The sequence below is a fragment of the Paenibacillus sp. YN15 genome (assembly GCF_003285005.1).
Lineage (GTDB): Bacteria > Bacillota > Bacilli > Paenibacillales > NBRC-103111 > Paenibacillus_AR.
In genome coordinates this window covers 45410-71163 of record NZ_QMFA01000041.1, presented here as the reverse complement: position 1 = coordinate 71163, position 25754 = coordinate 45410, and the positions used below count along the sequence as shown (strand labels likewise).

The 25754-nt window shown below is 51.8% G+C and carries 27 protein-coding genes and 1 tRNA gene; 25 read left to right on the top strand and 3 right to left on the bottom strand.

Annotated features, from left to right (window positions below; genetic code table 11):
* Window positions 1-115 precede the first annotated feature (115 nt).
* From DQG13_RS30580 to DQG13_RS24760, 13 genes are all read left to right on the top strand, one after another.
* Window positions 116-1771, top strand: a complete 1656-nt coding sequence (locus DQG13_RS30580) for a hypothetical protein (protein WP_146767200.1) — start codon at window positions 116-118, stop codon at window positions 1769-1771.
* Window positions 1772-2033: 262 nt separating this feature from the next.
* Window positions 2034-2960, top strand: coding sequence for a glycosyltransferase family 2 protein (locus tag DQG13_RS24810; protein WP_113022867.1), 927 nt, complete (start codon window positions 2034-2036; stop codon window positions 2958-2960).
* 114 nt (window positions 2961-3074) lie between these two features.
* A complete protein-coding gene (locus DQG13_RS24805; RefSeq protein ID WP_113022866.1) occupies window positions 3075-3839 on the top strand; it encodes a class I SAM-dependent methyltransferase in 765 nt (254 codons plus the stop codon).
* A 23-nt stretch (window positions 3840-3862) separates the two neighbouring features.
* Window positions 3863-4729, top strand: coding sequence for a glycosyltransferase family 2 protein (locus tag DQG13_RS24800; protein ID WP_113022874.1), 867 nt, complete (start codon window positions 3863-3865; stop codon window positions 4727-4729).
* A gap of 9 nt (window positions 4730-4738) precedes the next feature.
* On the top strand, window positions 4739-6145 hold the full coding sequence (locus DQG13_RS24795) for an undecaprenyl-phosphate glucose phosphotransferase (protein WP_113022865.1): 1407 nt from the start codon (window positions 4739-4741) through the stop codon (window positions 6143-6145).
* 153 nt (window positions 6146-6298) lie between these two features.
* Window positions 6299-6427 (top strand): hypothetical protein, encoded by a 129-nt coding sequence (locus DQG13_RS31615; RefSeq protein ID WP_258525849.1) that lies wholly within the window; start codon window positions 6299-6301, stop codon window positions 6425-6427.
* A 250-nt stretch (window positions 6428-6677) separates the two neighbouring features.
* The gene (locus DQG13_RS24790) at window positions 6678-7019 is read left to right on the top strand and encodes an O-methyltransferase (RefSeq protein WP_113022864.1); all 342 of its coding nucleotides are present in this window, start codon (window positions 6678-6680) and stop codon (window positions 7017-7019) included.
* 228 nt (window positions 7020-7247) lie between these two features.
* Entirely contained in the window at window positions 7248-7547 is a 300-nt protein-coding gene (locus DQG13_RS24785; RefSeq protein ID WP_258525848.1) for an O-methyltransferase, read from the top strand.
* A gap of 201 nt (window positions 7548-7748) precedes the next feature.
* Entirely contained in the window at window positions 7749-8861 is a 1113-nt protein-coding gene (locus DQG13_RS24780; RefSeq protein WP_113022862.1) for a LolA family protein, read from the top strand.
* Window positions 8862-9031: 170 nt separating this feature from the next.
* Window positions 9032-10207: an alanine racemase gene (gene alr, locus DQG13_RS24775; protein WP_113022861.1), complete on the top strand. Its 1176-nt coding sequence runs from the start codon at window positions 9032-9034 to the stop codon at window positions 10205-10207.
* 322 nt (window positions 10208-10529) lie between these two features.
* Window positions 10530-10808 carry a CopG family ribbon-helix-helix protein gene (locus DQG13_RS24770; RefSeq protein WP_113022860.1) on the top strand — a complete coding sequence of 93 codons (279 nt, stop codon included), beginning with the start codon at window positions 10530-10532 and terminating at the stop codon, window positions 10806-10808.
* Window positions 10809-10811: 3 nt separating this feature from the next.
* Window positions 10812-11162 (top strand): type II toxin-antitoxin system PemK/MazF family toxin, encoded by a 351-nt coding sequence (locus tag DQG13_RS24765; RefSeq protein WP_113022859.1) that lies wholly within the window; start codon window positions 10812-10814, stop codon window positions 11160-11162.
* Window positions 11163-11325: 163 nt separating this feature from the next.
* Window positions 11326-13569 (top strand): Tex family protein, encoded by a 2244-nt coding sequence (locus DQG13_RS24760; RefSeq protein ID WP_113022858.1) that lies wholly within the window; start codon window positions 11326-11328, stop codon window positions 13567-13569.
* Window positions 13570-13713: 144 nt separating this feature from the next.
* Here DQG13_RS24760 and cmpA read toward each other — a convergent pair whose 3' ends face one another.
* Together cmpA and DQG13_RS24750 are read right to left on the bottom strand one after the other, a co-directional pair.
* Entirely contained in the window at window positions 13714-13833 is a 120-nt protein-coding gene (gene cmpA / locus DQG13_RS24755) for a cortex morphogenetic protein CmpA (protein ID WP_113022857.1), read from the bottom strand.
* A gap of 83 nt (window positions 13834-13916) precedes the next feature.
* Window positions 13917-14264 (bottom strand): hydrolase/acyltransferase, encoded by a 348-nt coding sequence (locus DQG13_RS24750; protein WP_113022873.1) that lies wholly within the window; start codon window positions 14262-14264, stop codon window positions 13917-13919.
* Between the two features lie 142 nt (window positions 14265-14406).
* Between DQG13_RS24750 and DQG13_RS24745 the strand changes: the two genes are divergently transcribed.
* Both DQG13_RS24745 and DQG13_RS24740 read left to right on the top strand, forming a co-directional pair.
* Entirely contained in the window at window positions 14407-14895 is a 489-nt protein-coding gene (locus DQG13_RS24745) for a SprT family protein (protein WP_113022856.1), read from the top strand.
* A gap of 63 nt (window positions 14896-14958) precedes the next feature.
* A tRNA-Ser gene (locus DQG13_RS24740) sits at window positions 14959-15044 on the top strand.
* A 102-nt stretch (window positions 15045-15146) separates the two neighbouring features.
* Here DQG13_RS24740 and corA read toward each other — a convergent pair.
* The gene (gene corA / locus DQG13_RS24735) at window positions 15147-16082 is read right to left on the bottom strand and encodes a magnesium/cobalt transporter CorA (protein WP_113022855.1); all 936 of its coding nucleotides are present in this window, start codon (window positions 16080-16082) and stop codon (window positions 15147-15149) included.
* Window positions 16083-16189: 107 nt separating this feature from the next.
* Between corA and DQG13_RS24730 the strand changes: the two genes are divergently transcribed.
* The 10 genes from DQG13_RS24730 to DQG13_RS24685 all read left to right on the top strand — a co-directional run bounded on the left by DQG13_RS24730 (window position 16190) and on the right by DQG13_RS24685 (window position 25732).
* On the top strand, window positions 16190-17770 hold the full coding sequence (locus tag DQG13_RS24730) for a spore germination protein (RefSeq protein WP_113022854.1): 1581 nt from the start codon (window positions 16190-16192) through the stop codon (window positions 17768-17770).
* Entirely contained in the window at window positions 17767-18948 is a 1182-nt protein-coding gene (locus DQG13_RS24725; RefSeq protein ID WP_113022853.1) for a Ger(x)C family spore germination protein, read from the top strand. The genes DQG13_RS24730 and DQG13_RS24725 overlap by 4 nt, the downstream gene beginning before the upstream one ends.
* On the top strand, window positions 18945-19163 hold the full coding sequence (locus tag DQG13_RS24720; protein WP_113022852.1) for a hypothetical protein: 219 nt from the start codon (window positions 18945-18947) through the stop codon (window positions 19161-19163). Before DQG13_RS24725 ends, DQG13_RS24720 begins: the two co-directional genes overlap by 4 nt.
* 97 nt (window positions 19164-19260) lie before the next feature.
* Window positions 19261-20349: a GerAB/ArcD/ProY family transporter gene (locus DQG13_RS24715; protein ID WP_113022851.1), complete on the top strand. Its 1089-nt coding sequence runs from the start codon at window positions 19261-19263 to the stop codon at window positions 20347-20349.
* Window positions 20350-20444: 95 nt separating this feature from the next.
* Window positions 20445-21164, top strand: coding sequence for a hypothetical protein (locus DQG13_RS24710; protein WP_113022850.1), 720 nt, complete (start codon window positions 20445-20447; stop codon window positions 21162-21164).
* A 162-nt stretch (window positions 21165-21326) separates the two neighbouring features.
* Complete coding sequence (locus DQG13_RS24705; protein WP_113022849.1) at window positions 21327-21878, top strand: superoxide dismutase family protein; 552 nt, start codon at window positions 21327-21329, stop codon at window positions 21876-21878.
* 155 nt (window positions 21879-22033) lie between these two features.
* Entirely contained in the window at window positions 22034-22675 is a 642-nt protein-coding gene (locus DQG13_RS24700) for a chromate transporter (protein ID WP_113022848.1), read from the top strand.
* 81 nt (window positions 22676-22756) lie between these two features.
* Window positions 22757-23299 carry a chromate transporter gene (locus tag DQG13_RS24695; RefSeq protein ID WP_113022847.1) on the top strand — a complete coding sequence of 181 codons (543 nt, stop codon included), beginning with the start codon at window positions 22757-22759 and terminating at the stop codon, window positions 23297-23299.
* 62 nt (window positions 23300-23361) lie between these two features.
* A complete protein-coding gene (locus tag DQG13_RS24690; RefSeq protein ID WP_113022846.1) occupies window positions 23362-24522 on the top strand; it encodes an ROK family protein in 1161 nt (386 codons plus the stop codon).
* 76 nt (window positions 24523-24598) lie between these two features.
* A complete protein-coding gene (locus DQG13_RS24685; RefSeq protein WP_113022845.1) occupies window positions 24599-25732 on the top strand; it encodes a deoxyribonuclease IV in 1134 nt (377 codons plus the stop codon).
* Window positions 25733-25754 lie beyond the last annotated feature (22 nt).

Sequence of the window (25754 nt, the reverse complement as noted above, 5' to 3'; positions counted from 1 at the left end):
ACCTCTCGTGTACTGGTTTATATTACCCAGTATTGACAGGCGCATTAACTGCTAACAGCGAGGAAGCACATATTTTTTATTAGCATTACTTTTTATATTTAGTTTTTTGGCGGTTATGTGGGTAATCTCTGAAAAAAATAGTTTAACATATGATGATTTTACTTTGTTGGCAGAAGCAAGATTTACTTCATATGAGAATCTTTTTAGCTTTTTCCCACAGATGTCCTATAACGATAGACCTATAAGAATGTTATTTAATAAGCTTTTAAATGATTTATTTGGTTTGAATTACACATTATATCATTTAGTTTTTGTTTTTATTCACTTGATTAATGTATACATTGTTTATCGGATAGGATTAAAAATTTTTAATGTGAGCAGGAATGGATTGTATTCAGCAATTTTAAGTGCAGCAATTTTTGGGATATATCCCACTTCTTTAATGGCGGTATCTTGGATATCTGCCACAGCAGATCTTTTGTGTTGTTTATTTTCTTTATTATGTATTCTTTTTTATTTAAAATCTCAGGATAAAAATTTGAATCATTATAGTGTTTTTTATTCTATTTTAGCTTTATTGTTTTACTATTTGTCTTTACGCTCAAAAGAAATGTCTTTATTGTTACCCATAATTTTAATATTATATGAATTAGGAAAAGCTGTCGTTATAAAAAGGAAAATCAACTTTAATTGGTGTTTAGGACTCCATTTTTTGTTAATGATAGTATTCTCTTGGTTTCTTTTTACTGGTGGATTAAAAGAAATACCACTTGATAACCCATATTACCAAGATTTTCATATAAGTGTTTTGATTCGAAATACAATACGATACCTATTTCTATATTTTGATTTAACCAACAGCGGGTTTACATTTTATTCTTATTCGGTTTCATCAATAATTGGTGTGCTATTATTTATTTATTTATTTATTCTTTCATGCTATTTGCTGCTAAAAAAAAGAAATCCGGCTTTGCTAATAAGTTTAATTTGTATTGGAATATCAATCAGTGTAGTTCTTCCAATGGTGAATATGCAGCATAGGCTATATTTGTATATACCTTCGATTTTTATCGGTTTTTCTGTGGGATTTAGCCTTGAGCTTTTAAGTGGAAAGAAAAGAAATCTGATATGGGAAGCATTAGTTATCCTAATTCCGCTTATCTATATAGTCTCATTTTCTCCGGGAATGGTAAATTATAGACTTTCCTGGTTGGGGAATTGCCAAAAAGATGCGTTTTCTATTAAACAAATTTTAAAAATTGATAAACCAGTACGAGGAAGTAATGTATATATTAAAGGTGCTTCTAGTGGTTATAATATATTTTTTTATGGCCCTGGTAATTCTTTAAGGCTTTTATTTGATGATCCTTCATTAAAACCTATCCTTGTAGAAGACTTTCCAGAAGTCCCAGAAAGCCCATATTTATTTTTGGAGTACTCTGATGGAGAAGTAAAAGATTTGCAACGGAATAATACTATATCTAAAGAAAAATTTGAAATTATTTCAGTCTATCCTTCTCTTATTAATAAAAACACAGTTAAATTAAATGCGGATAATTCATTAAATATTGGAGTGACTAGTAGTATTATTAATGAAAATTTAGAGATTTATGTTAATGGTCAAGCCATGAAAACTACCATTGGAAAAGAGTTCATTTCAACAGTAGTTCCAAAAGAAGAGCTTGAAAAGCCTTTTTTAATCATTTATGTTAAAGATAAATTGAAAGGAATAAAAACTGATGAAGTTAAGATAATGATTATCTCTTACTAATGTGTGAGCTACATATACTTAAGCTAAAATTAGAATTAGGTTCTTCGCAGTTTAGCATTACAATCCTTTCTAAGTGGCAAAAAACTTTAGCTGAGTTTATGTTTTCTATAATAGTCTTATAGGGCGCAGTTCGCTATTCTTCTCAGATTCCCACTTCTATTCTTTTGGTATCTGAAAACCTCGTCGCAAAATCAATGCTATAATCATAACAACCCAAACAAAAGTTGACTTTTGAAATTAGTAAAACTAAACGGTGACAAAAATGAAAAAAGAACTAGCAATACTGCTTGCGACATATAACGGTGAAAAATACATTCATGAATTACTAGACTCCATACTTCTCACAAGTTATATTGATTCTTTAAACTTATATGTTAGAGATGATGGTTCGACGGATAGAACAGTCGAAATATTGAAGCAGTACGAATTGAAGTACAACGATTCAATTCGAATGTTTTGTGGAGAAAATGTTGGAACGGCACAAGGTTTTAATTATTTATTAAAAAAGTCTTTGGATGACGGGCATGTGTATTTTATGTTTGCTGATCAAGACGATAAATGGATTAATAAAAAAATAGATCAGGTACTTGAATGTTTCAAAGCTGGCAACAATGATAAACCTCGTCTAGTCCATAGTGATCTGTACGTTGCTAGCGAAGATCTGAAAATAATTGCTGAGTCATTTTGGCAGTATCAGCATCTTAACCCCCAATATGTTGGTATTAACCGTTTACTTATTCAGAATGTTGTTACAGGGTGTACGATAGGAATGAATCGAAAATTAGCTGAGCTGGTTTACCCTATACCGAAAGAGGCAATTATGCATGATTGGTGGGCTGCCTTAACAGCCAGTGCTTTGGGGACGATTGAAGCTATCCATGAACCGCTCGTTTACTATAGGCAACATAACTCAAATACAATTGGAGCACAAAAGTATTCTTTGTCTATTAAGAAGATTAAGGAACCATTTATTATTTCCAAATACACCAGACAGGCTGAGGCGTTTTATGCAAGACATTTTGATCAATTGGATGAGAAACAGAGGGAAACTTTTAAAGCCTTTATTAGCTTATCTTCAGTGAGTAGGCTACACGCTGTTCAACACATTCTCACCCACTCATTTTACAAGAATGGTGCTATTCGCAATATTGGTTTCTTAGCAAAAATGTTGTTCCAAAATAGATTGTAAAGTACTTTCATTCAGACTTAAGTGGAATAAACTTCCCGAAAATTTTAATTTCTATTTCACAAATCAATGCTATAATCATAACAACCAAAATAGTTATGACTGGAGAATCTATGCATGACCGATAGAATTGAAAGTGAAAAGGAATTTCACAATCATGTATTTGAAGGTGAGAATGATGCGAGAACGAGGGCGAATGAGAAGTATTATGTCATTACGCAGTCGATTCTTGACCAATACTCAGATTTTTTGAAGAAGCATTGTGTTGGCAAGCGTGTGATGGAATATGGTTGTGGGTTAAGTAACTTCTGCTATTTTACTGTACATCATGGTGCGGCTCATGCTACTGCCATTGATATATCCGATAGTGCTATTGAACAGGCAACGCGCAGAGCCGCGGCAGAGGGAATCGCGGATTGCATGGAGTTTTTGGTTATGGATGCTGAACAACTGGCCTTTCCTGACGGAAGCTTTGACGTGATCTTTGGTAATGGAATCATTCATCACCTAAATGTGGAAAAAGCTTATTCGGAACTGGCGAGGGCGATAAAAGAGGATGGACATGTTGTATTCACTGAGCCTTTGGGCCATAATCCGTTTATTAACCTGTTCCGCAAATTGACTCCGAATATCCGTACCAAAGACGAACACCCTTTGGTTGCATCAGATATTAAGCTTGCCGAGCATTATTTTGATCGTGTGGAAGCTTCTTATTTCTATTGTTTCACTTTAATGGCCATTCCGTTTCGGAAATATTCCTTTTTCCACCGTTTAGTGAAAATGCTGAATGATATGGACAAGATTTTCTTTAGGCTGCTGCCTTTTACTCGCAGGTATGCATGGATGGTAATGTTTGTTTTGTCCAAACCCAGAAAAGCATGAGTATTGTTCATGAAAATTCACTCATTGATATAAGCATTATCATTATCAATTATAAAACTCCTGAATTGACTCTGGGGGCCATAGAATCCGTATATCAATCTATTACTGATTTTCGGTATGAAATCATTCTGGTGGATAATCATTCATGTGACGGGATTATAGAACGGGTGGCAGGAAGGTATCCTCATTTCCGGATTATTGCGAATGAGGTGAATGTAGGTTTTTCCAAAGCCAACAATCAGGCTATTCGTATAGCGTCGGGAAGGTACATTCTGTTGCTGAATTCGGATACGGTTATACAGCCGGACACGCTGGAAACTATGATTTCCTTCATGGATGCTCATCCGAAAGTGGGAGCGAGCGGCTGCAAGGTGATTCTTCCCGATGGAAAATTGGATAAAGCCTGTCGTAGGGGATTTCCCACTCCTTCTGCTTCATTTTACTATGCGTTCGGTTTTTCTAAGCTATTCCCCAATGTGCCTCGGTTCAACCAGTACCAGTTGGGGTATCTCGACCCTGATGATTCTTATCCGGTAGATTGTCTGGTTGGGGCTTTTATGCTTGTGCGTAAGGAAGCTATTGATCAGGTAGGTCTCCTGGATGAAGAATTCTTTATGTATGGAGAAGATATTGACTGGTGTTACCGAATTAAGCAGGGCGGCTGGGAAATATACTATTATCCAAAGACCACTATTACGCACTACAAGGGAGCCTCCAGTCGCAGAAAGCCATTTAAGATTGTCTATGAATTTCATCGGGCGATGGGGCTGTTTCACAGGAAGCATTACCAAAAAAAGTACTTGCCATGGGTGAATGGTTTGGTTTATTTTGGTATTGTGGTGAAATTCTTAGCTGCATTAATCAAAAACGGCATGAAGCGTATGAGGTGATGATTGTTCATGATTCGGCGAAATCAACATATTCTCACGCAACTGATTGCTGTATGCGATTTTTTGCTGCTTTTGTTTGCTTTCATCATTGCTTGGTGGGTAAAGTTCGAATCGGGATGGCTTAATCATGGAGAACCGCTTCCCTTTCGGACTTATCTGGTGTGGGGAATGATTTATAGTGCGATTGCGCTAGTGCTGGGATTCTTTCTGAATTTCTATGTGCCCAAACGCAAAAAGCGGTTCTCCTTTGAAGTGATCAAGATTTTGCAGATTCACTTTTTCAGTTTGCTGTTTCTGCTGAGCATTTTGTTTGTTTATAAGGAAATTCACATTTCCAGAGAGTTATTGGCCATTTTTGTTGTATTAAGCATAGGCCTCCAAACTATTTTTCGTTATTCCGTCAAAGTTGCTACGCGCGAATTAAGAAAAAAGGGCTATAACAAGCAATTCGTTCTAATTCTCGGAGCTGGAAGCTTGGGCAAGCGATTCTCCAATAACCTGGAGCAATACAAAGAATTGGGTTATGAAGTAATTGGGTTCTTGGATGATTACAGCACGGACTCCGAGTCCGCTGACGGTTCGTATAAGCCCATTATCGGGAAGCTGGAGGACTTGGAAGATGTCCTCGGCTCTGAGATTGTGGATGAAGTCGTTATTGCCCTGCCTTTAACCGCCCACTTGAAGTACGGTCAGATTATCGCAACCTGCGAGAAGATGGGGGTACGCACACTCATTATTCCGGACTTCTTTGATTATTTGCCGGCGCGGCCGTACTTTGATAATTTTGCGGGGATGCCGTTGATTAATGTGCGGAGTATTCCCCTTGATGATCTGGGCAACCGCATCTTAAAGCGATCCTTCGATATTGGATTCTCGCTGGCTGCGATTGTGATTACGCTGCCGTTGATGCTGATTATTGCTTTATTGATTAAGCTGAGCTCACCAGGGCCTATAATTTTTAAGCAGGAGCGGGTTGGGTTCAATCGGCGGACCTTCTTCATGTACAAGTTCCGTACGATGAAGGTGATGCCGGAGGCGATGTCTGATACGCAATGGACGGTGGAGAATGATCCGCGGCGGACGAAGCTGGGGGAATTTCTGCGGCGCACCAGTCTGGATGAGCTGCCACAGTTCTTCAATGTGCTTATGGGGCATATGAGTGTGGTGGGCCCGCGTCCGGAGCGGCCTTATTTCGTAGAGCAATTCAAGGAAGAGATTCCGAAGTATATGGTGAAGCATCATATTCGGCCCGGGATCACGGGGTTGGCGCAAAGCAAGGGGCTGCGCGGAGACACGTCCATAAGTGAACGGGTAAAAGAGGATATTTTTTACATTGAGAATTGGACGTTATTATTTGATATTAAGATTATTTTGAAGACGATTGTGAATGGGTTTGTGAACAAAAACGCTTATTAAATGTTGTAAGCGATGGATGGGCAAAACTGGATCATTTGGGTTATCCCTGTTGACTTTTTATACAGTTAAGCATTAAAATTAGCGTATATTTCCAACCATACTGTCCCACACTGGTAAGAGGATGCATATGATGCTTACAGGGGGGCCGCGGCGATGGAAAAGGATGATTCATTGACTCAGGATGATCCGTTGGGTATTGGCCGGGGAATGGTGTATGGGGTGGTGCTGGGCGCCTTGATTTGGGCCGGCATTATCGGTGGAATCGTTTTGTGGCTGAGGTAAATAAATAACATCGCAAAGCATGCGTGGATTGGTCCTGAAGGGGATCTTTCTGCGCATTTTTATTTTGCCGGTAGAAGGAGGGGCGAAAAAACCGGAAATTTGTCTGGTTTGATGAATTTGTGAACAATTTGTGAATTCAAAATTTTTTCCGTTATCTCTTTGAAACTGGTGCTGTCTACGCTAACAGAGGGGCAAGGCAAGGAAACCAAATTAGCGCATAGACGCAATTGTGAAAGGGAGATGATGGAGCATGTTGATGTCCATACCGTTGCCGGTGCAGGTGGATATGGTGTTGGAGGATTTGACGGAGGAGCTGTGCGGGTTGAAGGAAGGCACGGTGTTTCTGCAGATTGAGGATGGTATTGTGAAAACCTATGGCGTCCGTCATCGGCTGGAAAACCGGGTGGAGCTGGGAACCGAAGGTGAGTGCCAGGTGGCGGCGGTTCGTCCGCGGCAGGTGGAGCTGCTCCGGGAAATGGCGACGGATGTGGTAAAGCGGAAGACCCACTGGACCACAGGCATGATGTCCTACCGGTTTGTGATGCGCAAGGGATCTATCCAAGTTACGATGGATTATAAGGAACAGAAATAATAAATAATAAGAATAAAGTACCACATGTGTTAATTATTTGAACAAAATACAAAATGATTGAAATATCTACAAATTATGAATATAATAGGACTCAATACTTACATAATCCTACAGAAGAATGACATAATCCCACATATTTTGAGGAGGTTAGGAATGCAGTCGGAACAGATTTCTTTAGCGAGACAGATGGATATGGTTATCCGGACTATGCAAGAGGAACTACGTTTTTTGGCATCGGGAACAGTTTTTGTGCAGATTCGCAATGATGTGGTGGGCAAGTATGGAGTAAAGCATGAGCCTATTGAAATTAGTGGAGAGAGGCTGCCTGCTCCGGAGATCCGCATGTCGGACAGCCACATTAAGGCGTTCCGCCAGTTGGCGGTTGGATCGTTGAATCATAAGAAAAATTGGACGCACGGGGAAATTTATTTTGAATTTGCCATGCGGCGGAATGTGCTCACGGTGAGTGTTCAACTGGAATCGAATTATAATATGGCGAATCTGTTTAACAAAATTCCTCCCCAGTAAGAGATGGCGCAGAAAGCTGCTTCCTCAAAAAATCCGTTTTTGAACTTATCCATTATAATGATTCTGGGAGGCTGCCGCGGCAGTCTCTTTTTTCTTGCGGAAAGTTTTTCCCGGGCTTGTCAAGCTAGTCTGCATAATGGGCCAAGTCTCCTCATAGACATGTACCAATGTTTGAATCAGGTGCAGAGGGGATGATGAAGGATGCGTCGTCGGATATGGGGTTTGGGCGTGGTGCTGTTGATCGTGGTACTGGCGCTGGCAGGTTGCTTCGGAGGCAAGAAGGACGCGGGAGCAGTGGTGAAGGATTTGGACAAGCAGGTGGAGAAGCTGGAGAGCTATACCAGCACGGGCACCATGACTCTTCATACGGGGGCGGAGCCTCAGGAGTATCAGGTGGAGGTGTCGTTCCAGAAGCCGTCGTATTACCGGATTTCGCTGTCCAATGACAAGAAGGATATTTCTCAGATTGTGCTGAAAAATGACGACGGTGTGTTTGTGCTGACGCCTCATCTGAACAAGAGCTTCCGCTTCCAAAGCGATTGGCCGAAGAATCAAGGGCAGGTGTACCTGTATGAGTCTTTGGTGAACAGCATCAATCAGGATAAGGACCGGCAGTTTACAACGGATGGCGATTCGTATGTGTTTGATGTGCTGGCCAACTACTCCAATTCGTCCCTCTCCCGGCAAAAGATCTGGATCAACAAGAAGAGCTACGCGCCGCAGAGTGTGGAGATTTACGATGCGCAGAACAAGCCGGTTGTGGTGATGAATTTCAATGATTTCAAGTTCAATGAAACCTTTGAGAAGGATTATTTCGATATGCAGCGCAATATGACCAGCGCCCGGATCACCTTGCCCACGATGGGGCTTGAGACGCAGCAGGGGGCAGCGCAACAGGGAGCAGCGGTGCAAAGCAGCGCCACCTCACAGCAGCCCGCCGGCTCTGCCGCCGGATCGCCGGCCGTTCCCCAATCCCAGGGGATTTCACTGATTGAACCATCCTATATTCCTGCGGGAGTAGGCAAGCCCAAGGCCAGTGAAACCACATTGGGGGAAAATGCGGCTATTCTTTTGAAATATACCGGTACTTACAACTATACGCTCCTGGAGTCCAGACCGTCTGACAAATCGGTTTCCTATCAGGAAGGGGAACTGGTGGATCTGGGATACGGCTTCGGCGTTCTGACCGGCGGGGAAAAGAAAACCCTGGTCTGGATGGCCCAAGGCACGGAATTCAGGCTGTCCTCCGGTGATCTTCCGGTGGATGAAATGGTGCAAATTGCCATCTCCGTTCAAGGCATGTCCGGCAAATAATCGCAGGAATGTTCATTGACAGCTTTACGGGGAGCAAGTAACATAAAACGTATGGGTTTGGGGAGTCTCAACCAATAATTGAGGATATTAAAAGCCAGGGGTCACTGCAGGAGAGGAAAGCTCTTTCCTTGCGGTACCCCTATCGATTTCCAAAAAGAAGGTGATGGGCAGTGGATGCGTTTTACCGTCCCACATGGGTGGAGATTTCTCTGGATGCGCTGCGGCATAATCTGCGCGCCTTCCGGGACAGTCTTCCCGCGGAGATGAAAATCATGGCTGTGGTAAAGGCGGATGCTTACGGCCACGGCGCTGTGCAGATTGCCAGGGAATGTATGGCCGAAGGAGCGTCTTATCTGGCGGTGGCGTTTATGGATGAGGCGCTGGAGCTGCGGCGGGCAGGCATTGAGGCGCCGATTCTGGTTTTGGGGTATACACCGGCGGAGGCAGTGCCTCTTGCCGTTAAATACAGCATTACCATTAATGTATACAGCATGGATGTGCTGGAGGCGCTGGCCAAACGCGGACCCGAGGAGCCTTCGGTGAAAATCCACATCAAGGTGGATTCCGGCATGGGGCGGCTTGGATTGAACCGGACAGAGGATGCCATCGCCTTTATTGAGCGGGCCTTGTCTTTGCCGGGAGTTGAGGTGGAGGGTCTTTTTACCCATTATGCCTGTGCGGATGAAGCGGACAAAAGCTATACCCGGGAGCAATACAGCAAGTTTGAGCGGGTAGCGGGCCATTTTCGGGAAAAAGGGATCTCCTTCACCTATGTCCATGCGGGCAATACGGCAACCGCCATTGATACGCCGGAAATCAGCTACAATATGGTGCGCCTGGGCATCGGCATGTACGGCCTTTATCCTTCCGATGAAGTGGATATGGAGCGGGTGAAGCTGCGTCCGGTGATGAGCCTGAAGACAAGGATCGTGATGCTGAAAAGCATGGAGGAAGGCGCAGGGGTCAGCTATGGCGCCCTGTATCATGCCTCCCGGGGCGAAGAGATCGCTACCCTTGCCGTGGGTTATGCGGACGGATTCTCCCGGATGCTTACGGGCAAAGCCCATGCCTTGGTGCGGGGCAAGCGGGTTCCGGTGGTAGGGCGGATCTGCATGGACCAATGCATGATCAGCCTGCAGGATGTGAGCGGAGCCCAGCTCGGGGATGAAGTGGTCATGTTCGGCGAGCAGGATGGTCTGGTTCTGCCGGCGGAGGAGCTGGCGGAGAAGCTGGGCACCGTGAATTATGAGATTGTGTGCATGATTTCCCATCGGGTGCCCCGGGTCTATATGGAAGCGGGAGACGTGAAGGATACAGTGAATCCGCTGCAGCATCAGCTTGGTTAGACGTGGGAGCGCGGCGGTGGATAAGCGATTGGTCGGGTGGCCGAACATAGGCAGCCCGGTTTTCCTATGGCGAAACTTTCCAGAGGATTTTTGTGCCAAAATGCAAAGGATTTTCCCGATTGCCGCCGAAATATATAAAGTAGGGATTATATCAGGAACGATAGCTCGATCATATAACATACCTGATATACGCCAATCATATATTAGCGTATGCCGCTTTGGGCAGGATAAGCTTGCGCAAACGCGGGGATGTTGTATAATTTGCCTTTATTTGTATCATAATGGGGAAGTCAGGGCGGGTAGCTTTTGGAGGTGCGAGGAAGTGTCCAACGTGAATACAAAACGGATCATGATCAGCTTGCCGGATCAGCTTCTGCAGGAGGTAGATGGGATAGTGGAACAGGAAAATTCCAATCGAAGCGAGCTGATTCGTCAGGCCATGAAGCTGTATCTGACGGAGCGCCGGAAGCGCCAGCTTCGGGATTCCATGCAGCGGGGCTACATGGAGATGGCCAAGATTAACCTGAACATTGCTTCAGAGTCTTTCCATGCGGAAGAGGATGCAGGTACGACGGTGGATCGTTTGGTTAGCGGGGTGTAGCGCTTGATTGTAAAACGCGGTGATGTGTTTTTTGCGGATCTGTCCCCGGTAGTTGGTTCAGAGCAAGGGGGGGTTCGGCCGGTGCTGGTCATTCAGAACGACATTGGCAACCGGTTCAGCCCAACAGTGATCATAGCGGCGATTACCGCCCAGATTCAAAAAGCGAAACTGCCTACCCATGTGGAGATTGATGCGGAAACCCATGGCTTCGACCGGGATTCGGTTATTCTGCTGGAGCAGATACGCACCATCGACAAGCAGCGCCTGACAGACAAGATTACGCATCTGGATGAGGACACCATGCGCAAGGTAGACGATGCCCTGCAGATCAGTTTGGGCCTTATTGACTTTTAGCGGCGCAACAGTAAAGCGAGGGGAAGCCCTCGTTTTTTTGTGTAGTTTTAGGGTGGGGTTTGGGGGGGGGAATCATTCGGGGGCTCCCCCAAAAGTAATCGGAATAGGCTTCGGAGGTTAGCTTCACTTTTGGGGGATTATAAAGTAAAGGGGAAGAGGATGGATGGCGAAGGAAACCAAAGAGACAATTGGCATCACAGAGATAGAAAAGGGGGAGGGAGCCTCCGCGGCGGAGCTGACCCCCGAGGAGAAGGCGCGGGTGGAGGAACGGATTCTCCGGCAGATTGCAGCGGAGCTGAAGCTGCCCCCGGGCAAGGTGAAAACCACCGTCGGACTGCTGGATGAAGGGAATACCATTCCGTTTATTGCCCGGTACCGCAAGGAAATGACCGGGGAGCTGGATGAGAACCAGCTGCGGGATATCGAGGAGCGGCTCCAGTACATTCGCGGTCTGGAGGAGCGCAAGCGCGAGGTGCTGCGGCTTATCGGCGAGCAGGGCAAGCTGACGGACGAGCTGCGGGCGGCGGTGGAGGCCTCTGCCAAGCTGCAGGAGGTGGAGGATCTTTACCGCCCCTACCGGCAAAAGCGCAAGACCCGGGCCAGCGTCGCCCGGGAGAAGGGGCTGGAGCCCCTGGCCGGCTGGCTCTGGTCCCAGCCCCGCACAGGGGCGGCCATGGTGGAGGCGGCCCGGTATGTAGACGCCGCCAAAGGGGTGGAGTCGGCGGAGGCGGCCTTGGCCGGCGCCATGGATATTCTGGCGGAGAACATCGCCGACGACGCCAAGCTGCGGGCCTGGCTCCGCCGCTTCACCCATGACAACGGCGTCATTGCCACGGAAGCCAAGGACAAGACTGCGGAGTCCGTGTACGAAATGTACTATGAATATTCCGAGCCGGTGCGCCGTTTGCCGCCTCACCGGATTCTGGCCATTAACCGCGGGGAGCGGGAGGATGTGCTGAAGGTCCGGCTGGAGGTGGCCCCGGAGAAAATCCACGATTATATGGCCCGCCAATTCCTGAAGCGGGAATCGGCAGTCCGTGAGGTGCTGCTGGCCGTCATTGAGGACGCGTATAAACGTCTGTTAGCCCCGTCCATTGAGCGTGAGGTGCGGGGAGAGCTGACGGAGAAGGCGGAGGAGCAGGCCATTAAGATATTCGGCGGCAATCTGCGCAGCCTTCTTCTGCAGCCCCCGGTGAAGGGCAAGCGGGTGCTGGGTGTGGACCCCGCCTACCGCACCGGCTGCAAGCTGGCGGCGGTGGACGACACCGGCAAGCTGCTGGAGATTGCCGTCACCTATCCGACCCCGCCCAACAACAAGGTGGCGGAGGCCAAGGCAGTGTTCCGGCGGCTCATCACGGAGCACCGGCTGGAGCTGATCGTCATCGGCAACGGCACCGCCTCCCGGGAGACGGAGCAGTTCGTTAGCTCCCTGATCGGCGAGCTGAAGCAGCCGGGGCTGGCCTATTGCATCGTCAGCGAAGCCGGCGCCAGCGTTTACTCCGCCTCCAAGCTGGCCCAGGAGGAATTCCCGGAGCTGGATGTGGCGGAGCGCAGCGCCATCTCCATTGCCCGGCGGATGCAGGACCCGCTGGCGGAGCTGGTGAAGATTGAGCCCAAGGCCATCGGCGTGGGGCAGTACCAGCATGATGTGCAGCAGAAGCGGCTCAGTGAAAGCTTGAACGGCGTGGTGGAATCGGCGGTGAACCATGTGGGCGTGGACCTGAACACGGCTTCGCCGTCACTGTTGCAGTATGTAGCTGGGGTCAACGGTACTACAGCCAAGAATATCGTCAAGTACCGGGAGGAGAACGGCAAGTTCCAAAGCCGCAAGGAGCTGCAGAAGGTGCCGCGCCTGGGGGCCAAAACCTTCGAGCAATGCGTGGGCTTCATGCGGGTCAGCGGCGGGGAGATGCCCTTGGACAATACGCCTATTCACCCGGAATCCTACGCGGTCGTAGACCGCTTGTTCCGCGAGCTGTCCATTCCCCTGGAGCGGATCGGCACGGAAGAGCTGCGGGGCGCCCTCCAGACGGTAGACCCGGCTGCGATGGCGGACAAGCTTCAGGTAGGCGCGCCTACCCTCCGGGATATTCTCGACAGCCTGCAGCGCCCTGGCCGCGACCCGCGGGAGGAGCTGCCCCCGCCGGTGCTGCGGACGGATGTGCTGAAGATTGAGGATTTGGCTCCGGGCATGGAGCTGCAGGGAACGGTCCGCAATGTGATTGACTTCGGCGCTTTTGTGGACATTGGGATCAAAAATGACGGTCTGGTCCATATCAGCCAGTTGAGCGACAGCTACGTGAAGCATCCCATGGATGTGGTGTCCGTAGGCGATGTAGTAACCGTTTGGGTGCTTGGCGTGGATTTGAAAAAAGGCAAGGTCAGCCTGACCATGAAGCAGCCCTGAGGGGCTGGACGCCAAGCTTTCCGGCAGGATTTATTGACGGCCCGCATCATGCGGCTTCTGCACAACAAAACCCGTCAGGGGCGCCTGACGGGTTTTGCATTGATGTGAGACAAATGGATGGGAAGCGGTTCAATGTATGATAGCTCACCGGTTATCGCCCGACTTGTTCCGGTAAAAAAACCAGCAGTCGTTCAGCATCTGGATTTGTCTGCGGTTTTTGCTCTGGAAAGCGCGCATCAATTGATTGCTAAGCCATTGCGGCATTCCGCCAGCCCCTTTCAGTCTATGGCATGATGTACTTTACCATATGGGGCAAATGCCGGCGGTGTGCCTGTCCTTAGGTGTCCTTATGCGTTCTCCTCATACCATTGCTCCAGCTGGGCCTGCAGCGCGCGGATTTCCGTCAGAAGGGACACCAGCGGATAAGCGGTTTCCTGGATAGAGGCGAAGGCCTGCTCCAACTGGTTAATGTATTCCAGGCCGTTCAGCAAAGGATACCCTGGCTCTACCAGCTCCAGATTGTCGCATTCCGCAATAAGGCGGGGCAGCTCCGGCAGATTGTCTGCGGTGAGCTTGACGATTTCCTTATGCAGCCGGCGGTTCAGGGCGGTCAACTGATACATATGGCTTTCGGGCATTTGCACAAACTCCAGACGTTCCCCCAGCTTGAGGACGCCGTAGGACTGTTTCTCCATTTCCATGGTTCTCCTCCGTTTCTATTTGCACCATTATATGGCTTGAAGAATAAACCGCTGCCATGTTTTCTTACTTGACAGTGTATATCCTGCTGGTCTTAAATTCAAGAAGGAGAATGTTACCCGGTGGGGGAGGATGCCGATGACGAACGAAGAGCTTCAAGAATGGGTAGAGCGGGTCTCCCTTGCGTTTTTCCGGATTCCCTTCCGGCACAAGGCGACCTTTAATTCCCGGCTGCGGACAACGGGAGGGCGGTACTTCACCAAATCCCATCATATTGAGATCAGCCGCAAGCACATGGAGTGTTTTGGAACGGAGGAAATGGAGAAAATCATCAAGCATGAGCTATGCCATTACCATCTCCACCTGGCCAAGGGCGGCTACCGGCACCGGGATGCCGATTTCAAGAAGCTGCTGGCGATGGTGGGGGGCGCCCGCTACTGCAAGCCTCTGCCCGGGGGCAAAAAGGTGCAGGCCCACCGTTACCGGCTCGTCTGTGTCAATTGCCGGATGGAGTATTTGCGCAAGCGCCGTGTGGACCCGGGAAGGTATGCCTGCGGCAGATGCAGAGGCAGGCTGGAGCTGACGGTTTTGCCGGAGGCGGCGGTTCCGTCCTGTGCGCCGGGCTGAGCTTTTTTTCGCCTCTTGACTTCCGGCAGGGCTTCACGCTACAATGGGAATTGTCCCACTCAAGGAGAGATACCCAAGAGGCCGAAGGGGGCGCTTTGCTAAAGCGTTAGGGTGTAACAGCCGCGAGGGTTCGAATCCCTCTCTCTCCGTACCAGAAACCGGTTGCCGTGTGCAGCCGGTTTTTTTGTTGTCAAAAGCCCAGGCGGGCGGGGTTCAGCTCAGGCCCGCTGGCAAAGAAGCTCCTCCCGCCGCTACAGCCACTTTTTCCGCTTGAAAAACCAATACAGCCCCGCCGACACCGCCACCATCAGCACCCACACGTACAGATAGCCGTAAGGCCAATCCAGCTCCGGGATGATGTGGAAATTCATGCCGTACAGCCCGACAATGAAGGTCAACGGCAGGAAGAAGCAGCTGATTACCGTCAGCGTCTTCATAATTTCATTCATCCGGTCCGACTTCATGGCCATCTGCAGCTCCAGCAGGCCCGACAGGGATTCCCGGAACAGGTCGATGGAATCCACCACCCGGGAGATGTGGTCGTACACATCAACAAAATACACGTCCTTGTCCTGGCTGATATAGGGCAGCTCCTGATGGGTCAATACCCCCAGAATCGCCTTCTCATCCACAAAAACCTTGCGCAGCCGGTGAAGCCGCCGTTTGTGGCGGAAAATCTCATGGGTCACCTGAACGAAGGGATTCCGGTAGACCTGGCGTTCCAACTGCTCCACCTGATCCTCAAAATGATTTACCGTCTCGCTGTATTCATCCACGCAGCGGTCCACAATCCGGTACAGCACCTCGCTGGAGTGGTCCATCATGCCTTCCTTGTGCAGCAGCTCCGTCTCCAGCTCGTCCAGAAAAGGGATGTTGTCCTGGGAGATGGTCACCACATAGTTAAGGCCCACCACCATGCCGATTTCCTGAAGCTTGAGCTGGGACCGCTCCACGGCGAAGAGAGTCAGAAACATATTGCTTTTGTACCGGTCCAGCTTGGGCCGCTGGTTCAGCTTAATGGCATCCTCCACCATCAGGGGATGGCAGCCAAACACATCCTCCAGCACCTGCTTGACCTTTTTCGGCTCGGGCTGCCTCAAGCGGACCCATGCCACCTCATGCTCAAGGGGAACGCGGATTTCCCGCTCCTGCGACGTTTCGCCGGTGCGGCTGTTGTATACCAGCATATCCTCATCATCTCCTGTAAAGACTCCTTCAAGCATAGCATAATTCGCTAAGATTTGCGGATAAATGCGGCAGTGGAGGAAATGATAAGCACAAGAGGTGAGCGCGGATGCGTTATTTCACATTCAAAGGAAGGAAGCGCGGGGCTTCCGGCACCAAAGCCCCTGATCCTGCGGCGGCGCCCAAACCAAACCCCAAGCCCAAGCCAACCCTCATCGGGAAATGGGAAGCCGCCATTGCGGCCATGAAGGACATGTTCCGCGACTGCTCCGATGTGGTTTATCACGAAATTCAGTTTTCCCATGGCGCAAAAGGCTGCCTGATTTTCATCGACGGTCTGGTGAAGAGCGATGAAATCGGCGACCATGCCCTGCTTCCGCTCTTGGGCCTGGAGGATGTGCCAACCCAGCCGTCCAAGCTGGAGCAGGGGACGCTGATGGTCCCCCAGACCTCCCGGTGCAAGAGCTATGAAGAAGCGGCGGAGGCAGTGCTCTCCGGGAACGCCGTACTGTTTGTTCAGGACCGGGAGGAGGCTATTGTCCTGCACATCCGCGGCGGGGCCAGGCGGGGGGTGGAGGAGCCCCAGACGGAGTCGGTGATCCGGGGGCCGCGGGAGGGGTTTGTGGAGAACCTGCGGACCAATACCGCGCTGCTCCGCTTCAAGATCAAATCCGCCAATCTGAAGATGAAGCCCTTCGTTATAGGCGAGCAAACCAAAACCAGTGTGGCGCTGTGCTATATGGAGGGGATTATTGACCCGAAGCTGGTGGAGGAAGCCTCCAAACGCCTTAAGGCTATCCGCATCGACGCCATTCTGGAATCCGGCTACATTGAGGAAATGATTGAGGACCAGCCGCTTTCCCCGTTTCCCCAGCTGCAATATACGGAACGGCCGGATGCCGCTTCTGCGGCGCTGCTTGAGGGGAGGTTTGCCATTTTTGTGGACGGCACTCCCTTTGTGCTCATCGGGCCGGTGACCTTCTGGCAGTTCATGCAGGCCAGCGAGGATTATTACGAGCGTTATATCATCGGCAATCTGATCCGGTGGCTGCGGATTTTTTTCAGCGGCGTGGCGCTGTCTTTGCCCGCCTTGTATGTGGCGGTGACCACCTTCCACCAGGACATGCTGCCCACCAATCTGCTCCTGTCCATTGCCGCGGCCCGGGAAACCATTCCTTTCCCGGCGATTGTGGAGGCCTTGATCATGGAGGTGGCCTTTGAGGCGCTGCGGGAGGCCGGCATCCGCCTACCCAAGACGGTAGGGCAGGCGGTGAGCATTCTCGGGGCGCTGGTTATCGGCCAGGCGGCCGTGCAGGCGGGAATCGTATCCGCTCCCATGGTAATTGTGGTTTCGCTCACGGGCATTGCCTCCTTCACTATTCCCCGGTTCAATATGGCCATTGCCATCCGGATGCTGCGCTTTCCGCTGATGATTCTGGCCGGGGTGTTCGGGCTGTTCGGCATCATCATCGGAACGGTCCTGATTGCGGCCCATCTGTGCTCGCTGCGCTCCTTCGGCATTCCTTATCTGAGCGGCATCGCCCCGTATGACCAGAAGGAGCAGAAGGATATTCTGGTCCGGGTTCCCTGGTGGAGGATGATTGGCCGGCCTGGCGACTTCTCGCCGATCAACCGGCGCAGGCTGGGGCAGGCGCAATCCTTTGCGAAAAAAAGAGGAGGCGGGACATGATGAACAAGCGGCTGCGAACAGCTGCGGCCTGGGGACTGGTATGCGTCTGCTTGTCGGGCTGCTGGGACAGACGGGAAGTAAACGATGTGGCCATTGTCTCTGCCATGGCGGTGGATAAGGCGGGAGACAAAATCCGCCTGGCCATCCAGTTTCCGTTGGCGGGACAGCTCGGCGGACCCGGCGGAGGGGGCGGCGGCACCTCCGGCGGGAAATCCTGGTATGTGGATTCGGCCATTGGCGTAACGTTGAAGGATGCCAGTGACCGCCTGCAAAATTCCCTCTCGCGGCAGCAGTATTACGCCCACCGCCGGGTGATTATTTTGGGGGAGGCATTGGCCCGGGACGGGATCGCGCCCCATCTGGATATTACCCTCCGGTCCTCGCAGAACCGGTTGACCGCCCTTGTGGTGCTGGCCAAGGGACCGGCAGTGGATGTGCTGAATGCGGACGCGTCCTTGGAACAGCAGCCCGGAGAGATGGTTCGGGAGCTGACGGTCAACTCGATGAAGAACCCCCGGACAGTCAAGCATGTAATGGAGGGACTGCTGAATGAGGGAGTGGACGTGTCCACTCCGTATTACATTTCGGACAGAACCTCCATAGGGGCCAAGGGCGAGAGGAAGCAGCGGATTACCCTGGAGGGTATGGCGGTGTTCCGGGATGACAAGCTGGCGGGATTCCTGAAGGGAGAGCAGGCCCAAGGGCTCCTGTGGCCCATGAATCAGGTGAGAAGGCCCGGCATCACTGTGGCTCCTCCAGGCTCGGACCGGATGCTGAGCATTCAGTTTACGGAAACCTCCGCCCAATTAAAGCCGGAGATACAGGGGGACACCATCAAGATGCGAATCATCCTGCGGGGCATCGGGCATGTGTATGAAAACCAGACGGCGTACAATGTCAATCTGGACAATCTGACGGCTTTGACCCAACTGGTCAGTGAAAAGCTGAAAAACCAGGTGGATGACTCCATCCGGATTATTCAGGAATATGGCTCCGATCCCTGCGGATTTGGCGATGCCATTTTTCGGAAAGACCCGTCTCTATGGAATAAAATCAAGCCCAACTGGCGGGAAATCTACAGCAGCATGGAGGTTCAAGTGGAGCCCCATATCAATCTGGAGCATACGGGCATCATTCTGGAGCCGGCCACCCGGGAAAGGGGGGAAAGCATCCAATGATTTTGACCATAGTTGAGACATGTATCTGGATCGGCATGATCTACTTGCTGGAGCGGCGCAGGCTGAAGAAAACCAATGCGGTTACCCGCTGGACAGCGGTGGGGCTGCTTCTGGCAAGCGGAATCGTGTGGCAGGCGCTGGTTGAGAATACGGGAATCTCCCGCCCTTACGAATGGATAGACGCGCTGCTTGGCCCGATGGTGCCTGTACCATGACGTGACAGAAAACTTACGAAGCCAGTTTTCCTACGGAAAACTCAGTTTACGCTTACGAAGCCAGCTTTCCTACGGAAAGCTCTGAGGAGGGAATGCAGTGGAGATCATTTCCCATAGGCAAGCCAAGCTGCTGGGTATTCTTCTGGCCATGGACGGCATGTTGATCAGCTTGCCCAACCGGGTATTTCAGCTTGCGGAACGGGATGCTTGGATGGCGTATCTGCTTGCCCTTCCGGTGGTGTTGGCGCTCTTGTGGCTGCAGACCCGCGTAGCCTCCCGGTTTCCCGGGAAGAACCTGTTTCAGATTGTGGTGCTGCGCCGTCCGGTTATCGGAAGAGTGCTGGCACTGCCGGTGCTTCTGTTTATCCTGCTGGTGATTATCCGGGATGTGCGGACCCTCTCGGAATTTGTGACGGTGGAGCTGCTTGCCTATACGCCGGTGCCGGTAATCTGCGCATTAATCATGCTGGCGGTGGTGGTCACTGTAAGCAGCCGCTTTGAGGTCATCTGCCGGATGAGTGAAATATGGCTGCCTTTAATGCTTGTTTTTTTGGCCCTGGTGCCGGTGCTGCTGTTTCCCGAATTCGAGATTCGCCATACCCTGCCTATTCTGGAAAAGGGCTTTTTGCCCGTACTGCAGGGCAGTTGGTATACCATTGCAGCTATGGGCCAAATTCTGCTGCTGCCCCTTCTGCTGCCCTCCAACCAATTCAGAATGCGGGATGGGGTTGTCAGTCTGGCAGTGGCCTGGATTACCATGGAGTGGCTTAACCTCTGCATTCTCCTGGCCATGGGAAGCGCAGTGGCCTCCAAGCTGCAGAATCCCTTCTACGAGATGGTGCGGCTGATCCGGGTGACGGATTTTCTGGACCGGTTTGAGCTGCCTCTGGATATGATTTACATTCCCCTGATGATTACAAAGATGGCCTTCTTCGTGTTTGCCTTCATGTACGGTTTGGAGCAGCTCATTCCGGCGCTGCACATGGACAAGCTGGTGTTGTCCTTCGGGGCGTACTGCTTCTCCTTTTCCTTCTGGTTTTTCCGGAACGCCTCCCAGTTGGTCAGCTTCCTTCGCCCCTTGTCCCTATTCGCCATAAGCCTGGAGGTGGTCATGACCTGCCTGGTTTTTGTACTGTTCAGGCCCAAACAAAACCAGCCTGACGGGGATTCCTCCGGACCTGCATAAAGGCTATACGGGCAACAGGTATAGGCTCTCTCATTTCTGTCCATCCTGTTACTAGATTGATAGAACGGAATATCGGGGCAGCGGGAGGCGGGATTATGGAAAGAATGTACGGGTTTTGCAAAATAGCTCTGGCCGGGTTGGCCGCATTGGGACTCTGGAGCGCCAGCCTCCTTCCGGCAAGGGCCGGAGACGGCGCCAAACCGGCCTTCTCTGTTGAGCCGGTCCTGGAATTCGCTGCTCTAAGTTTGGCCGAGGGCTACACCGTATCTGTCCAATGGTACGGACGCATGGATGAGGATCAAACCGACCGCCTCCGGGAGCTGCTGCAGTCCGGCTTCCGGCTGGACGAATCCGCGGGTCCCGCCGTTACCCACATCTCCCCTAAGGAGGGGAGCCTTCTCCAGGGAACCTGGAGCCGTCTGTCCGATGGATATGAAGGGGAGTCCTTTCTCAGGCTGGAAGCGGGCGGGGCGGAAGCCGGGGCGCTTGCCGCGGCGGGCAGCCGGATCGACGGCTGGCTCCGGGAAACCGGCGCTGCAGGAGACTGGTCCGTCAAGGCGGCCGGCGTCTGGAAGGGAGACGCCGCCATGCAGCCGGAGGAGGCTGTGAAGGGGTTGGCCAGGACGCTTCTCGGAGCGGAGGAGCTTGAGTCATATAAGGACCGGGGAATCGTGAATGCACTGTACCGGACCAGCCGCATCGGCTTGAAGGCAGAAGGGACGGAGGCGGCCTTGCAAACCGCCCTGCACCGCAATACCGAGACGGGAGCATGGAATTTGGCCGTGGGCGCGCCTATGCTGACGGGGGAATTTTGAAGGATTTGGTTTAGAGCGCCGGAAGTCCGACCACACTAACAACCATCCCCCCCAAAAAAAAAATCCCCCAAAAGTGACGGGAAGCTTTGAAGCGAAGTCCGGGTGTTTTTGGGGGAGTCCCCGTATGAACATGCGGATCATCAAGAAAATGGAGGATAGGCAATGGGTAAACAGACGGGAGTATGGGCTGCCGCGGCGCTGCTGCTATTGGCGGCCGTTTCCTGCACGAATCACCAGTTGGCCAAGGAGGTCAGCGCCGACGTAGGCGCCAAGAGGGTAGTGGAGCTGATTGGCTCAAGCGGGGAAAAGATAGGTCAGGCGGAGCTGACGGAAATGTCCAGAGGTGTCCACATCAAGGTGGAGGCCTCCAATCTTGTTCCCGGCAAACACGGATTTCATATCCATGAATCGGGCAAATGCGAGCCGCCGGATTTTGCGAGCGCCGGCAGCCATTTTAATCCCATGAACAAGCAGCACGGATTCGACAACCCCAACGGGCCCCACGCAGGAGATCTGCCCAATCTGTTTGTGGGGACGGACGGCACGGTAAAGGCCGAGATGGTGGCCAAGCATGTGACCCTGGCGGAGGGGCATCCCAATTCCCTGATCCGTCCGGGAGGAACCTCCCTGGTGATTCACGAGAAACCGGATGATTACAAAACAGACCCGTCGGGCAATTCCAGCAAACGAATCGCCTGCGGACGCATCCAGTAGCAAATGGAAAAGCGGCAGCAACAATAGAAAAGCAATAACCGGCGCAGATCGGCTGCAGCCGGTTTTTTGCTGTGGACAAAAAGTTTATTCCAAAATGGAATAAAGTCAGGTATAATGGAGGGGACAGCTTAGTTTGTTCCAGGAGGAGAGAAATCATGAAATTTATTTCTACATTCGATTGGCCGCTGCTGGGCCGTTTATTTTGGTCATTTTTTAAGATGGGACCGGTGACCTTCGGCGGCGGATACGCCATGATCCCGGTGTTCCATCAGGAAGTGGTGGAGAAGCGAAAGTGGCTGGAGGAGGAAGAGGTGACGGATCTCTTCGCCATCGCCCAATCCACTCCCGGCGCGGTGGGGGTGAATGCCTCCACCTTTGTGGGCTACCGCATTGCCGGGATTCCCGGGGCCGTCGCCGCTTTGCTGGGGGTGCTCCTGCCCACCTTTTTGATCGTTCTGGCCTTAAGCATGGCTTTCCTGGCGGTGCGGGATCAGCCCAAAATCAAGGCCGCCTTTCTGGGCATCCGCCCCGCGGTAGTGGCCCTGATCGTCTACGCGGGCATCCGGGTGGGGAGAACAGCCATTAAGGATGCGGTCACCCTGCTGACGGCGGCGGGGGTATTGGCGCTGTTGATCGCCACCGGCATTAACCCGGTGTTTGCCTTGTTGATGGGCATGGCTGTCGGGATGGCCATTGTGCCCTTGCGCCTGCGCTGGACAGGGATCGATGTGCTGGCGGCCCCGCCCGGCAAGACGGAGAATTATGCGGAAGGTTATTTCTTCGGAGACGGAATTTAGCCGGCTTTTCTTGCGAAAAGCCCTTAGCTTATGCTTACGATGTAGGCTTTTCTTGCGAAAAGCCCTGAGGAGGACTCAACTATGGAACTATGGGCATTATTTCAAACCTTTTTTGTAATCGGTCTGCTTTCCTTCGGCGGGGGGTACGCGATGATTCCGGTCATTGCCCACCAGGTGGAGGCACATAAATGGATGACAAATTCCGATTTTACGGATATCATTGCGGTAGCAGGCATGTCGCCGGGACCTATCGGCACCAACAGCGCGATTTTCGTCGGCTACCGGGTGGAAGGGCTGCCTGGGGCAATCGCGGCTGCGGCCGGGATGACGCTGCCTTCCTTTCTGATCATTATTGCGGTGGCGGCGTTTTTTGCCAAAATGAACGAAAACCGTTACGTGCAGGCGGCCTTTTACGGGCTGCGGGCGGCGGTAACGGGGCTGATTCTCTATGGGGCGGTCCGTTTCGCCGATTCCAACGGGATGATTGGAACAGCCTTCGATAAACAGACGGTTGTGGCTCTGGTCATTTTTGTCGGTTCGATGGTTGCGCTGCTGTACTACAAGGTTCACCCGCTGCGGCTGATTGTAGTGGCGGGGCTGGTAGGGATGGCGGTGTACGGATAGGCATCCTAACTCTCTTTTGGCCTTGGCCGGAACGGGGTTATTTCGGGATAAAGGAGTCGGGTATGATGCAGGCAGTGGAGCAACGGATTGCGGTGCGCAAATCCAAGGATGTGTACAGTCTGGTCCGGCTGCAGGATACGGTGGCCAAGCAGGAGCTTTTGGAGCAAAGCGGCTTGGCCCCCAGTACCCTGAACCGGATTCTGGAAGAGCTGACGGAGAAGGGGATGCTCCAGGAGGTTGGCTTCGGCGAATCCACAGGCGGGAGGCGGCCGATTCTTTATTGCGTTAATCCCCAGTATGCGTATGCGTTTGGTCTAGAAATATCCCGGACCCGGTCCATGCTGGTGCTGACGGATCTGCGGCAGAATATTGTGGGTTCTACCGTATGGCGGATGTCCGAGAGCATGACGCCGGATATGCTGCTGCATGAGGTGGCGGCGTCCGCCCAATATATGCTGGAGGTGCGCGGCATCCCCCATAGCCAGGTGCTGGGCTTAGGTATAGGCGCCGTTGGGCCTCTTGATTCGGCCAGAGGGTTGATTCTCGATCCCCTCTATTTCCAAGCGCCGGGTTGGCGGAATGTTCCCGTCAAGGAGGGGCTGGAAGGGGCTTTGGGCATTCCGGTTTATCTGGACAACGGGGCCAATGCGGCTTTGACCGGGGAATACTGGGCGGCTTCCACGAAAAAAAGTCATCTGCTCTACGTCCACGTGGGGGCGGGCATACGGACCGCCATGATGACCGGAGGCGCCATCGTGTATGGCGCTGTGGACATGGAGGGAGCGGCGGGACAGATGATCATCCAGGCCGATGGATTGCCTCACCGGGAGGAGGGAGGCAACAGAGGCGCCCTGGAGTCCTATGTGTCCATTCACGCCCTGGAACGGGAGTGGAAGGCCCTGGGACGGACCGGCGGCTTCCCATCACTGGCTGCTGCCTTGGAGGCGGAGGAGGAAGCAGCCGTGGACTTGCTTCGCGAGGCCGGCGTCTATATGGGCATCGGGCTTGCCAACCTGCTGAATATTCTCCATCCCGAAAAGGTGATATTGGGCGGACCGGTTGCCGGGTTTCATCCGGTTTTCTTTGAAACGGCGGCGGACCGGGCTTTGCAGGGGGCCTACTACCGCCACAGCTACCAGGCGGAATTCAGCCGCGGCGAGCTGGGTGAGGCGGCTATCGCCGTAGGGGCGGCCGTTCTGGTTGTAAACCGGCTGACCGTTTAGGGCGATTCGGTTTCCGGGGGATCGGAAACTGTGTTACAATAGGTCAAATCCCCATTGGAAAGGCGGACTTTTGACCATGTTGAAGATTGGCTCGCATGTTTCCTTCTCGGACAAAGGGTTGCTGAATGCAGCCAAAGAGGCGGTTTCTTATGGCTCCAGCACCTTCATGATCTACACCGGGGCTCCGCATAACACCAGGCGCAAGCCCATCGAGAACCAGTATTTGAGCGAAGGCCGGGAGATTATGGACAAACACGGGATGGACGAGATTGTGGTCCACGCCCCCTATATTGTCAATCTCGGCTCCTTCAAGGAAGAGACCTACGAGCTGGCGGTGCGCTTCCTGCAGGAGGAAATCCGGCGCACGGACTATCTGGGCGTGAAGAATATTGTGCTGCATCCCGGCGCCTACACGGAAATGGACGCGGCCTATGGCCTGACCCGGATTGCCCAGGGCTTAAACGAGGTGCTGAAGGGAACCGCTGACACCGGCGTGAGCATCGCCCTGGAAACCATGGCGGGCAAAGGCACGGAGATCGGCAGAACCTTCGAGGAGCTGGCGCTTATTATTGACAACGTGGAGAACAGCGACCGGTTGACCGTTTGTATGGATACCTGCCATATCCACGATGCCGGCTATGATATTGTCCATGAATTCGACCATGTGCTGGAGCAGTTCGACAAAATCGTCGGCGTGGACAGGCTGGCTGTCATCCACTTGAACGACAGCAAGAACCCCCGGGGAGCGGCCAAGGACCGCCATGCTCCCATCGGGGCGGGCAATATTGGCTTCAAGGCCATCCAGTCCATTGTACAGCATGAGAGGCTGGGCCACCTGCCCTTTATTCTGGAGACTCCCTGGATCGGCAAAACCGACGGCAAGGAACGCCCCATGTATGAAGTGGAAATCGCCCTTTTGCGCGGGAATGTTGTGGAGCGGTTCGGACCGGAGTTTGTGGAGGATGTGGAGCGGATTGGCCATTTCTTCGCCCAGGAGGGGGTCCATCACCGGAACTACGTCCTGACGGTTTGGCATGAGCTGAAGAATGACCCCAAAGCCAAAAAAGCGGACAAGCGCGAGCCCATGGAGCGGCTGTACGACCGCCTGGCGGACGCCGCCCTTTTCCCGGAGCTGACGGAGGAGCAGATCAACCACCGGCTGACCGCCTGGCTTTCGGGCGCGGATTTGCGGGCAATGGTGAACGCATAAAAGCGCAAGGGGAACGGCAACA